The sequence below is a fragment of the Legionella israelensis genome (assembly GCF_004571175.1).
Classification (GTDB): domain Bacteria; phylum Pseudomonadota; class Gammaproteobacteria; order Legionellales; family Legionellaceae; genus Legionella_D; species Legionella_D israelensis.
Genome location: NZ_CP038273.1, coordinates 127588 through 139685 on the forward strand (window position 1 = coordinate 127588; position 12098 = coordinate 139685).

Consider the following 12098-nt stretch of genomic DNA (forward strand, 5'->3'; position numbering starts at 1 on the left):
AACTCACATTCACTCTCAATCTTCATAGTAGGTCGTTATCGTCATTGTCTGATTGTGCAGCTCGCAGTTTCCCACATGAAAAGGCGACAACTCACCGTAGGAATAAAACCCAATCTGAATAGAGTCGGCAGGTAGCGACTCCAAGGTGGTTTCTACCTCCTCCTCCGTTCTCTCACCTAATAGCAACCTTCGACCCACACAGCTGATATCTATCGCAAGGACTTGTTTATTATTATTTTTTTTGTTAACTAACATGCGTTCATTCGCCAATTCCCCTGCCTCATGAGCACTATCGATTAAACGATCGAAATTGGCACGCATTAATTGCGCAAAAAAACCGGTAGGAATGTCGCCTGCAAAGATCAGTGATTGTTCTTTTTCATCAATACCTAAAATGGTTCGAACCAGTTTAGTGGAGTTTTTACTGGAAGGATTTTGAATGGCTAAAGGATAAAGCAGTCCTGAAGAAGGTAGTTCAGCGGCTTTCTCCCCCAAATATTCTTTATAAAGTTGTAAAGCGGGTTGATAATCTAATTCATATAATATATTACCGTTCTGAACGGGTGACTCTTCGGATCGGTCCAAATATATCCCAACCGCCTTTAGAACCATGTCCAATATGAATATGATCACCGTAAAAACCCACGGCAACGACATGGTTGTCACATATGTCACCGTTGCAGATGGTCCATGTTTTTTTAAAGCGATTGCCATCACCAGCCAGCCCTCCCGTAATCACGAGATTTTTGCCGTTATTTCCTGCATTTAGACCCTGTACCAGCTCAGATCCATTAATATTCAACCCATCAGATAAGACGAATATACCTTTAAGCTCATCAGAGATAAGCTGATTGGCAATTTCTTTACCTGCCTTTCTGGAATCTGCCGCACGATTGACTTTCGCTTTTGCCATTTTTAATGAGGTATTATCAAATTTAGCAACCACAATGGATAAACTGTTATCAACGATATGATCCGCAAAAATTTCTCCGGCCGTAGAACAACCAATGATTTTTGATTTATCATAAAAATTAGTTATTTGTTTTATAGGTTCTGGATCATTAATGAATAAAGGGGAAGCAAAAATTAACACCAAAGTGTTTTCTGAGTCTAAAGCGGGGAATTGCTCAACTGTCCAGCCCTCTTTTTGTTTGTATTGAAATGCCTTTAACTCCATTTTTCCCCACTTTAATGATGGTATTATTTTATTGAAGTATAGAAAATAAATTATCATATTGTAAATTTTTTGTTTAAATTGTTCTTATTATTTATAATAAACAACACATCTAAAACATAAAAAATGTTTTAAATTCATAAGCTAACCATTGACTGAACCTCATGAATGGAAGTTTAATAGTAGATTGAGTTGTTAATGAAGGATGAATAATGACTGTGAAACGATTAATAAAACCCTTTTTCTTATCTATTTTTAGTGTAAAAGCGATTGCAGGAGGAATGTATGACGACACTGCAATTGGCTGGACGAAAGTAATCACCTTAAGTGGAGGACCTGCCTGGTCAAGAGCGGGTGAAACTCAAACCCTTTATTTAAATTCTGTTTTATCTAACCGATATAATGCACAAAAAGATACACGCCTCATGGGAACAGGTGAAATTTTCTTCGCATTACAAGGACCTTTTGCTCCTGGGATTTTAGGTCAACTTGGAATTGCTGCTGGAGGTACCGGTGAAGCTAAAATGCAAGGAACCATTGATGTGAATTTTATACCTTCTGGTTCTCGTTATGAATACCGTACTAACCATTGGAACGCATCAATAAGAGGAAAGCTTCTGACTGATCCCAGAATATTTTTCATACAACCCTATATCACAGCAGCTATAGGCGCCGCTTTCAATTATGCCTATGGCTTCAGAACGATTCCTTTAATTAGCCCACTGACGTCTTCACAATGGTTTGATTCAAATACAAAAGTCGGTTTTACATACAGTATCGGCGGAGGCATACAAACGTCCTTTAACGATCATTGGCAGGTAGGTGTTGGCTATGAATTTTCGGATTGGGGGAAAAGCGAATTAGGACGGGCACTTACCATTCCCTGGACTCATACAGGTCCACAATTAGATCACATATATGCTCATAATGTATTGTTTAGCCTTAGTTATTTGTATTAAAAATTTTGACATAAATAATGATATTAGCGGATTATCCCGCTAATATCATTTTGAGAGGTTTTAATTTTAAATTGCTTATGGATTTACCGTAAAATACTGAGTGTTATATTCATAACAATGCCACACCACGGTAGAACCACCCACTTCAACATTAACGTTAACCACATTTAACGATGCCAAAGAAGGTTGTGCTTCGGCATAACAAACTCGATTAGTACCATCAAGGGTTACATAATGATAATCCGTAGTTACAGAATAACCACTTGGGGGGACGTACACATCACCGCGTTGCTCAAGAACCACTGGTTCTCCCGTGATCACTATTTTATCTGCAGCAAATGTCGTAAAACTCAGTAACATCAGCAGCAGAAAAGATAGCAGCACACTCCTTATTTGCCCAGAAAAATGAGAAAAATGAAAGAACATTTAAATCGATTTATCCATATTCACTCCTTTGAAAAACAAGATTTTAGTTTTATTTGCAGGTGAATTATAGTATATTTTTTGTGCAACAATAAATTTTTTGTTCTTTTTGAAAATTTTATTCGCTAAGAGAGTTTATTGGGAATTTTTCTAAACCGGAGTTTTTTCTAAAAATTCTTTCACCTCTTTAGGGGTAAGCTCATAATATTGCCCTCTTGACAATGATCGAGGAAGAGACAAATTCCCAAAACGAATACGTATTAACCGACTGACTTCAACACCTTGTGACTCCCACAGTCTTCGAACTTCACGGTTTCGTCCTTCCGTCAGAATGACATGATACCAGGCATTTGTTCCTTCCCCACCACGAAATTCAATACGTTGAAAGCGAGCAGAACCATCGTCCAATTGTACGCCCTCAAGCAGCCTCTTTAATATTTCAGAGTCCACCTGTCCATGTGCGCGAACGGCATACTCTCGCTCAAAAGCATGTTTAGGATGCATCAGTTTGTTCGCTAATCCTCCATCATTGGTAAATATCATTAATCCAGAGGTATTGATATCCAGGCGACCCACTTGAACCCAACGTCCATGCTTTAATGAAGGAAGATGATCAAACACCGTTTTTACATGTTTTGGATCATGCCGACTGGAAATTTCCCCAACAGGCTTATGATAGAGCAAAATTCGAGTTTTCGATGCATATTTCAAAGGATTTTGGATAAGTTTGCCTTTTACTGTAATTTTATCTTCGGGCCTGGCTGTATCACCTAATGTAGCCTGAACTCCATTGATTTTTATCCAGCCATTTGCTATCCACCGCTCCATTTCCCGTCGTGATCCAAATCCTGCCTGACTTAAAATTTTTTGAAGCCGTTCACTGCTCATTCAATTGCATGCCTCTTCACTTAACATCGTATTGTTGATAAAAAGATTGTCCATTTCATCCAACGCCGGTAATTCATCTAAACTTTTTAAATTAAAATAATCCAGAAAAGTTTTGGTCGTGATATAAATGGCAGGCTTGCCAGGCGTATCACGGTGACCAGCTATTTTAATCCACTGCCTCTCCAGAAGTGTTTTCATAATTTGAGAATTCACAGCCACTCCTCGAATATCCTCAATATCAGCTCGAGTGACAGGCTGTTTATACGCAATAATGGCCAATGTTTCCAGTAATACTCGAGAATATTTACTGGGTTTTTCAGCCTGCATGCGGGCAATCCAGGGACTGTAAGCGGCCTTTGTTTGAAAAATGTAACCGCTGGCAAGACATTTCAGTCCAACTGCGGAGGATTTATAATCTTCGCTTAATAAAGAAAGAATATATTGTAAACGTTCAATGGAAGGTTTTTCCTCTGCTTCAAAAACCTGCATTAACTGTTCAATAGATAAAGGAGTGGATGAGCTCATCAGCAAAGCCTCGATAATTCTCTTTAATTCGCTATCATTCATCATGAATTGCCTGCAGATAAATTGGAGCAAACACTTCGATTTGAGTGATGGTCAAAAGGGAAAGTTTCGCCAATTCCAAAATTGCAAGAAAGCTGACAATAATTCCAGCCTTTCCTTCCGAAGCGGTATATAATTTCTGAAAACTCACAAGTTTTTCCTTTTCCAATACCGATAAAATACGATTCATACGGTCTTTTACAGATAAAGGTTCCCGTAAAATTTGGTGATGCGAATAATGCTTATCACGAATGATAAGTTGCTGTATAGCATAGACAAGCTCAGATAAATTGACTTCCGGGAAATGTTTTATAGATTTAAATTGATCAGGGTGAAGTTGAACGGTAAATACATCCCGCTCATGTCTTTCCAAGCTGTCCAATTTTTCTGCCGCGCTTTTAATTTGTTCATAAGCCTGTAAACGCCTTACCAAGGCCATGCGCGGATCTTCTTCCTCTTCAGCCTCACTACTAGTCGTCGGTAATAAAAATCTAGATTTAATTTCTGCCAGCATAGCAGCCATAAGAAGATACTCAGCTGCCAGTTCCATGCGGTGCTTTTCCATAAACTCAATGTACTGAAGATACTGCTGAGTTATACGGATAATAGGAATATTCAAAATATCAATATTTTGTTTTTTTATCAGATAAAGCAGTAAATCCAGTGGTCCGCTGAAGGAATCCAGCAATATTTCAAACGCATCTGGTGGAATGAATAAATCTTTTGGAAGATCTGTAAGTGGCTTTCCATCAATGAAGACTTGAATATCGCTGGTCTCAGTTAGCTCCATTTGCATTAATAATCAAGCCCCATGACTTCTCGAACCGTACTCAAGGTCTTTTGTGCTTCATCACGAGCAGCATCGCTACCTTCTGTAACTATACGCTTTACTGAGCTTATATCAGACTCATATTCTTTAATTGCCGATTGAATGGGCTTCAATTCCTCATTAATTGCTTCAATCACCGGCCTTTTACAATCAATACAGCCAATGCCGGCTGTACGACATCCGATTTGTACCCATTGTTTTGTTTCTTCATCCGAATAAATTTTATGAAGATCCCAGACCGGGCATTTTTCGGGTTCACCAGGATCGGTACGCTTCACTCTTGCCGGGTCGGTCGGCATGGTAAGAATTTTTTTTTCAACTTGTTCAGGTGGTTCTCTTAGCATGATGGTGTTGCCATAGGATTTAGACATTTTTTGTCCATCAATCCCCGGCATTTTTGCACACTCGGTTAATAAAGGATGGGGTTCAGATAAAATAATCTTACCGCTTCCATCAAGAAATCCCAACAGGCGTTCTTTATCTCCCATGGATAAATTATGCTGATTCATCAATAAAGCCTGGGCAGTATTTAAAGATTCCTGGCAGCCATCCTGTTGAAATTGACGGCGAAGCTCTGTGTAAATTTTACCGTTTTTCTTACCCATCTTTTTTATCGCTTCTTGTACCAACTGCTCAAAATTGTGCTCCCGACCATAGATGTAATTAAAACGACGCGCTACTTCACGAGTCAATTCAATATGTGGGACCTGATCCTCGCCCACGGGAACGAGATCGGCTTGATAAATCAATACATCTGCACTTTGCAACAAGGGATAACCTAAAAAACCATAAGTGGATAAATCTTTTTCTTTCAGTTTTTCCTGCTGGTCTTTAAAACTAGGTACTCGCTCAAGCCAACCTAAAGGAGTTATCATGGATAAAAGGAGGTGCAATTCAGCATGTTCCGGAACCCAGGATTGAATGAAAATTTTTGATAAACCAGGGTTAACTCCACAAGCCAGCCAATCAACCACCATATCCCATAGGTGCTCTTCCATAAAGCCCGGATTGTCATATCCGGTGGTTAAACCATGCCAATCTGCTGCAAAGAAAAAGCAATCGTATTGATGCTGCAATTTAACCCAATTTTTCAGGACCCCATGATAATGCCCCAAATGCAATCGGCCGCTAACTCGCATGCCGGAAACAACTCGTTTATTCGCAGTAAATAAAGCTGACATCAATTTCCTCAAACTCATTGAAAGATATTATTATCTGAAAGGGGTTGGATCGCCCTGACCTTCTCGTATAATGACCGGATAATCACCCGTTAAATCGACCACTGTTGTGGGTTGGTGGCCACAATTTCCACCATCAATAATTAAATCGATCTGATGACCCAACAAATCTTTTATTGCCTCGGGCTCACTTAAGGGCGCTTCTGCTCCTGGTAAAATCAAAGTAGTGCTCATCAAAGGAGCTTCCAGACACTCCAGTAAAGCCAGACAAATCACACTGTCTGGCACACGCAAACCTAATGTTTTTCGTTTAGGATGCAGCATCAAGCGAGGCACCTCAGCAGTCGCTTTCAGAATGAATGTATATGAACCGGGTGTGAAGGCTTTAAGAAGCCGGAAAATTGGATTGGTCACCCGCGCATATGTACCTAAATCTGACAAATCCCGGCAAACCAGGGTCATATTATGATGCTTATCCAGTTGTCGCAATTTCCTGATTCGCTCTAATGCCGATTTATTGCCCAGCGCACAGCCAAGTGCATAACCTGAATCTGTAGGATAAACAATCAAACCACCCTCTTTTATTATGGAAACTGCTTGTCTTAGAAGACGAGCCTGAGGATTATCTGGATGTATTGCAAAAAACTGACTCATAAAGTCCCCTGTTCAAAAATTCCACTCATTCCAAATGGGTGTACAGTTTAGCGGTAATTGCTGTTGTCTTCCAACAGATATTCGTGAGATACCTTCTCCATGGTAATCAGAGCCACTAGAAGCCAGTAAATCAAAACGCTGGCAGATGGCTGCCGTCTCCTGTATTTTTAATTTCGTCATATCACCCGAAACCACTTCAAGGCCTGTTCCTCCCGCCCTTTTAAAATCCGTAATCAGCTCATATAATTTAGTACGTGTTAAACCATATTTTAAGGGATGCGCTATCACTGCCTGTCCACCGGCATCAAGTATACCGTCAACCGCTTCCTTAATATTTATCCAGGAAGTAGGCACATAAGCCTTTCGACCCCTCCCCAAAAATTTTTTAAAAGCCGATACCATGTCTTTAGCCATACCTTCATTGATCAATACTTGAGCGAAATGAGGGCGTGCGACACGTTCATGTCCTGCAATCTCACAGGCTTTTCTGTAGGCATCTTTCAATCCACTTAAAGCCAGAGCAGAACTGATTTCTTTCGCGCGCTGTATTCTTTGTTGATTTTGTTGATAAATTAAATCATCAAGTTTTTCATGATTCATTAAATGCAGGCCAAGAATGTGAATCACATGCTTTTTCCAGCTAACACTCAATTCAATGCCTTTGATCAACGCAATATCCGAAGCCCTCTCGATAAGCGATTGCTGAAAGGGTTTTATACCTTCTGTCGTATCATGATCAGTAATTGCTAGATATTTCACTCCGTTTACTGATGCTTTTTCTATGAGTTCGTTTGGGCTATTAATTCCGTCAGAATAATAACTGTGGCAATGAAGGTCAATCATGAATCAACTATCTTATGTTACATATATTAAAGATTCTAAAGTTGCCAAGGTTCAAATTAATCACACTTAATGAATAATAATAAGTATACCAAATCTTTAGCTATTAATCACTTTTACGCAGTAATACGAGTTACTCATGTATCCACTCACCCATACCTCATCTTTTTTACTGCACTTTTTTGTGAATAAAAATAACACATTCACTTGTGTAAACCTGTTCATTTAGACTATTCTTTACGTAAGTAAATTAACTTTTTATTGAGCCCTTGAGCAGTACACTTTATAAAAAATCTTTCCGGCTTCCAGCATTAAATATGACTCGCCTGGCTAATTTATGTGGGGAGCACCATCAGAATATCAAACTTATTGAAAAATTTTTTAATATAAAAATAAAATTAACCGAACATCACCTCGTTTTAATCAGTGATAGCGAGCAATATTTTACAAAGGTTAAGCAGATATTTGATATTCTCTATGCTCGAACAGATCAGCCTGTCTCAGCATATACAATAACATCGTTATTATCCAAGGAGAAATCAGGCTCAATGATGCAGGAAATAAAACTCAGTCGAAAAATCATCAAAGCAAGAAATGACAAGCAAATCCAGTATCTGAATGGAGTGGATAAACATGACATTGTGTTTGCTGTCGGACCAGCCGGCACTGGAAAAACATATCTTGCAGTAGCCAAAGCCATTGAACAATTTGAAAAAGGTGAAGTTCAGCGATTAATCTTTGTAAGACCGGCTGTGGAGGCAGGAGAAAAGCTTGGTTTCCTTCCTGGAGACATGGTGGAAAAAGTCCTTCCTTACCTCAGACCAATTTATGATGCTTTGTATGAAATGATAGGTTTTAAAGAAACACAAAAACTAATCCAGACGGACGTTATTGAAGTTCTTCCTTTAGCCTTTATGAGAGGTCGTACATTGAACGAAGCCTTTATTATATTGGATGAAGCTCAGAATGCCACCATTTCTCAAATGAAAATGTTTCTTACTCGTATAGGCTTTGGTTCTAAAACAGTCGTTACCGGTGATATGACACAGATTGATTTGCCTAAAGGCACTGAATCCGGTCTGTCTCATGCCATTCATCTTTTTCGCTCACTGAGTGAGATTGGCATATACCACTTCACCAGTCGGGAGGTAGTCAGGCATCCTCTGGTATCACGCATTATAGATTTTTATGAAAATGAACACGGAAAAAAGAATGACAAATAGTTATCATATTGATATTCAAAAAGCCACAGAAAAAAATCCCCCTATATCTGAAAATAATTTGACCAGATGGGCTAAGCTTGCCTTGCGAGATCATATCAAAATCGCTGAACTGACTATTCGGCTTGTCGATAAAGAAGAAATAACCACTCTGAATCGAACCTATCGAAAAAAAGATAAAGCCACGAACGTGCTCGCTTTTCCTGCTGATGTCCCGAAAAATATTGAATTAGACTATCCTCTGTTAGGAGATGTTATCATTTGCCCACAGGTATTAGAGGAAGAAAGTCAAAAACTGGATACTTCATTAATTCAGCATTGGGCACATATTGTGATTCACGGTGTCTTACATTTATTAGGTTATGATCACATGATTGAAACAGATGCAGTAAAAATGCAATCCATTGAGGTGAGACTGCTTAATGAATTAGGCTACAATAATCCTTATGAAAATGAGAATGATAACCATGAATAAAGATGACGAAAGTGGTTCGTGGTTTTCCCGTTTAAAGCAATTTCTTCAAGGAGAACCACAGAATCAAGAGGATTTGGTTAGTTTATTACGCGATGCAAATCTCAGATCACTGATCAATTCTGAAACCCTGGCCATGCTTGAAGGGGCTATATTGTTTTCACAAATGCGTGTGCGAGACATTATGGTTCCCAAGAAACAAATGACTTGTATTAATCAAAATGATACGCTTGAAGATGTGATAAAAGTGGTCACTGAATCAGGACATTCCCGTTTTCCTGTCACAGCTGATTATGGCGATGAAATTGTAGGCATATTGCATGCTAAGGATTTGCTTCGTTTTCAGCAAAACAGCAGCGAAGAATTTGATCTTTTAGATATCAGCCGTCAGGTAATGTTTGTTCCTGAAAGCAAACGATTGGACAGCTTACTCAGTGAATTCCGCTCTACCAAAAATCATATGGCTATTGTCGTTGACGAATACGGCGCCGTTGCAGGTTTTGTAACTATAGAGGATATTATTGAACAGATTATTGGCGATATTGAAGATGAATTTGATATTGATGAAGAAGCGTATATCAAAACTCATGGTAACTGGCATTATATCATTAAGGCTCACACTCCTATTGAAGAATTTAATGAGCAGTTGATGGCTGATTTCAGTGATGAAACTTATGATACAATTGGTGGCATTGTGATGGCAAGTTTTGGGTATTTGCCTAAACGCGGAGAAAGCACTCATATCGGAGGATTTGAATTTAAAATTATTAATGCCGATGCCAGACGAATTAAATTGCTTGAATGTATTGATAAACGAGCAGTAACTCATTCTGGCACTCAAGGATAACAATGAACAACAATATACTCATTATTGATGATGATTATGAACTGACTGACTTACTCACTCAGTATCTGGAGCCTGAGGGGTTTTCCGTGGTATGTGTTCATGATGGAGAAAGTGGAGTAAAAAAAGCTTTGAACCAGGATTTTGATGCCATAGTGCTTGATGTTATGTTGCCAAAACTTAATGGCTTTGAAGTATTAAAGGCCATACGTGAACATTTGGAAACTCCAGTATTAATGCTGACAGCTCGAGGAGATGATATCGATAAAATCGTAGGGCTGGAAATCGGTGCTGATGATTACTTGCCCAAACCATGCAATCCTCGTGAGTTAGTAGCCCGACTTAAAGCCATATTAAGAAGAACACAAAAAGCACCGGTACACCGCCCCATTATTGAACAGAACAATATTATCGTTGACTGTTCAAAACGACTGGCGACAGCTCATGGAAGTCCACTTGAACTAACCAATGCCGAATTCAATATTCTTGAGATGTTAATAAAATCACCTGGCCAGGCTTTTTCTAAAGAGGAATTAACCGAGTACGCCCTGGGAAGGAAATACACGGCCTACGATCGCAGCATTGACGTTCATATCAGTAACCTGCGAAATAAACTGGGCGATAATCAACGAGGTGAACCGTTGATCAAGACTGTTCGTGGATTCGGATACATGTTTAATGCGTAGTTTGTATTGGAAAATATTTCTTTCTTTTTGGCTGGCAACAATACTGATCATCATAACTACTGCATGGTTCACAGGACAAATTGCCAAAAAATCATCCCTCCCGGTCCGTGAACAGCTTTTTATGGACAGCTATGCAAATGCAGCTGTTGCCACCTTTGAATCAGGGAAAAGAAAGGCTTTAATACAGTGGCTTCAGCAGATTGGTCTATCGCGCCATATGAATATGTTTTTAATTTCCAGCACTGGAGAAATCATTGGAAGTGGGGAAATACCGCCATCTGTTCGAAGCGTATCGGAAAATTTAATCCTTGATCAATTAAATGAAGGTATTTTTAAGACTGGAAATCTTATCGTCAGCCATGAAATTTTATCTACCTCAGGTAAGGCTTATCGCCTTGCTGCAGTCACAGAAAAGCCCATTTCACATTTTGTTGAAATTCCCTGGGCAGGATTAACGATTCGCGTGGTTATTGCTATTTTTTTCAGTGGTCTGATTTGTTATCTGCTCTCTCTCTATTTAACCCAACCCCTCCGGTCATTACGAATTGCAGCAAAATCAATTGCCACTGGAAAGCTTAATACACGTGTTGGCAAGTTTATAGGTCATCATAAAGATGAAATTGCCGCATTGAGCCGCGAGTTTGATCGTATGGCCGAACAACTGGAGACAATCGTCAATTCCAAACAACGATTGTTACAGGATATCTCTCATGAATTGCGCTCACCCTTGGCACGACTTAATATTGCTATCGAGCTTGCTAAAAATAAAACAGGAGGTCTTGCTGAAACTGAATTTTCTCGCATGGAAACAGAGTCTTATCGTTTAAATGCGCTTATTGGAGAAATTCTTGAATTTGCTCGTTTGGATAAATCAACAACCGTGCTTCATTTAACTCTTGTCGATCTTCCTGAGCTTCTTAAAAGCATTATTCAAGATGCAAATTACGAGTTTGCTGACAAAAATGAAAGAATTAAAGCCGGGCAAATTCAATCATGTCAGCTTTATCTTGATAAAAAACTAATACATCGAGCTATAGAGAATATTCTGAGAAATGCACTGCGTTACTCAGACAAGCCCGTCATATTATCTTTGGAATACGATGATGAAAAGAAAAATGTTTTAATAAAAATTAAAGATCGTGGCCCTGGCGTTCCGGAAGATCAATTGACCAGGATATTTAATCCCTTCTACAGGGTAGATACCTCACGAGAAAAAAAAACCGGTGGTTACGGCTTGGGACTTGCTATCGCCTCTCAAGCCATAAAACTACATCAGGGAAAAATTACGGCTGAAAACCGTAAAAAAGGTGGATTATTGGTTTGCATTAGTTTGCCGGTAAAATAATTATTACCCTATTTATCAAGGA

The 12098-nt window shown here is 39.1% G+C and carries 13 protein-coding genes and 1 pseudogene; 6 read left to right on the forward strand and 8 right to left on the reverse strand.

Annotated elements, in window-relative coordinates; genetic code table 11:
* Positions 1-15 precede the first annotated feature (15 nt).
* Positions 16-1177: pseudogene (locus E4T55_RS15565) on the reverse strand (FIST signal transduction protein).
* A 215-nt stretch (positions 1178-1392) separates the two neighbouring features.
* On the opposite strand from E4T55_RS15565, the gene E4T55_RS00555 reads away from it, so the two are divergent.
* Positions 1393-2133: an outer membrane protein gene (locus tag E4T55_RS00555; protein WP_135121904.1), complete on the forward strand. Its 741-nt coding sequence runs from the start codon at positions 1393-1395 to the stop codon at positions 2131-2133.
* A 75-nt stretch (positions 2134-2208) separates the two neighbouring features.
* On the opposite strand, the gene E4T55_RS00560 is transcribed toward E4T55_RS00555, so the two are convergent.
* The 7 genes from E4T55_RS00560 to E4T55_RS00590 all read right to left on the reverse strand — a co-directional run bounded on the left by E4T55_RS00560 (position 2209) and on the right by E4T55_RS00590 (position 7512).
* Positions 2209-2517: a hypothetical protein gene (locus E4T55_RS00560; protein ID WP_131780749.1), complete on the reverse strand. Its 309-nt coding sequence runs from the start codon at positions 2515-2517 to the stop codon at positions 2209-2211.
* A 189-nt stretch (positions 2518-2706) separates the two neighbouring features.
* On the reverse strand, positions 2707-3444 hold the full coding sequence (rluB, locus tag E4T55_RS00565) for a 23S rRNA pseudouridine(2605) synthase RluB (protein ID WP_058501973.1): 738 nt from the start codon (positions 3442-3444) through the stop codon (positions 2707-2709).
* A complete protein-coding gene (gene scpB / locus E4T55_RS00570; protein ID WP_058501974.1) occupies positions 3445-4011 on the reverse strand; it encodes an SMC-Scp complex subunit ScpB in 567 nt (188 codons plus the stop codon).
* Positions 4004-4804, reverse strand: a complete 801-nt coding sequence (locus E4T55_RS00575; RefSeq protein ID WP_058501975.1) for a segregation and condensation protein A — start codon at positions 4802-4804, stop codon at positions 4004-4006. The genes scpB and E4T55_RS00575 overlap by 8 nt, the downstream gene beginning before the upstream one ends.
* The gene (locus tag E4T55_RS00580) at positions 4804-6018 is read right to left on the reverse strand and encodes a tryptophan--tRNA ligase (RefSeq protein ID WP_058501976.1); all 1215 of its coding nucleotides are present in this window, start codon (positions 6016-6018) and stop codon (positions 4804-4806) included. Before E4T55_RS00580 ends, E4T55_RS00575 begins: the two co-directional genes overlap by 1 nt.
* Before the next feature lie 30 nt (positions 6019-6048).
* The gene (locus E4T55_RS00585; RefSeq protein ID WP_058501977.1) at positions 6049-6669 is read right to left on the reverse strand and encodes an L-threonylcarbamoyladenylate synthase; all 621 of its coding nucleotides are present in this window, start codon (positions 6667-6669) and stop codon (positions 6049-6051) included.
* 12 nt (positions 6670-6681) lie between these two features.
* Positions 6682-7512, reverse strand: a complete 831-nt coding sequence (locus E4T55_RS00590; RefSeq protein WP_058501978.1) for a PHP domain-containing protein — start codon at positions 7510-7512, stop codon at positions 6682-6684.
* Positions 7513-7826: 314 nt separating this feature from the next.
* Here E4T55_RS00590 and E4T55_RS00595 point away from each other — a divergent pair, with 314 nt between their 5' ends.
* From E4T55_RS00595 to cpxA, 5 genes are read left to right on the forward strand one after another with little or no spacing between them, the layout of a single operon-like run.
* A complete protein-coding gene (locus E4T55_RS00595) occupies positions 7827-8732 on the forward strand; it encodes a PhoH family protein (RefSeq protein WP_082636537.1) in 906 nt (301 codons plus the stop codon).
* On the forward strand, positions 8722-9204 hold the full coding sequence (ybeY, locus tag E4T55_RS00600) for an rRNA maturation RNase YbeY (RefSeq protein WP_058501980.1): 483 nt from the start codon (positions 8722-8724) through the stop codon (positions 9202-9204). Before E4T55_RS00595 ends, ybeY begins: the two co-directional genes overlap by 11 nt.
* Positions 9197-10048 carry a CorC family transporter gene (locus E4T55_RS00605; RefSeq protein WP_058501981.1) on the forward strand — a complete coding sequence of 284 codons (852 nt, stop codon included), beginning with the start codon at positions 9197-9199 and terminating at the stop codon, positions 10046-10048. The genes ybeY and E4T55_RS00605 overlap by 8 nt, the downstream gene beginning before the upstream one ends.
* Before the next feature lie 2 nt (positions 10049-10050).
* Positions 10051-10731, forward strand: a complete 681-nt coding sequence (cpxR, locus tag E4T55_RS00610) for a two-component system response regulator CpxR (RefSeq protein ID WP_058501982.1) — start codon at positions 10051-10053, stop codon at positions 10729-10731.
* A complete protein-coding gene (gene cpxA / locus E4T55_RS00615; protein ID WP_058501983.1) occupies positions 10724-12076 on the forward strand; it encodes a two-component system sensor histidine kinase CpxA in 1353 nt (450 codons plus the stop codon). The genes cpxR and cpxA overlap by 8 nt, the downstream gene beginning before the upstream one ends.
* Positions 12077-12098: the final 22 nt, after the last annotated feature.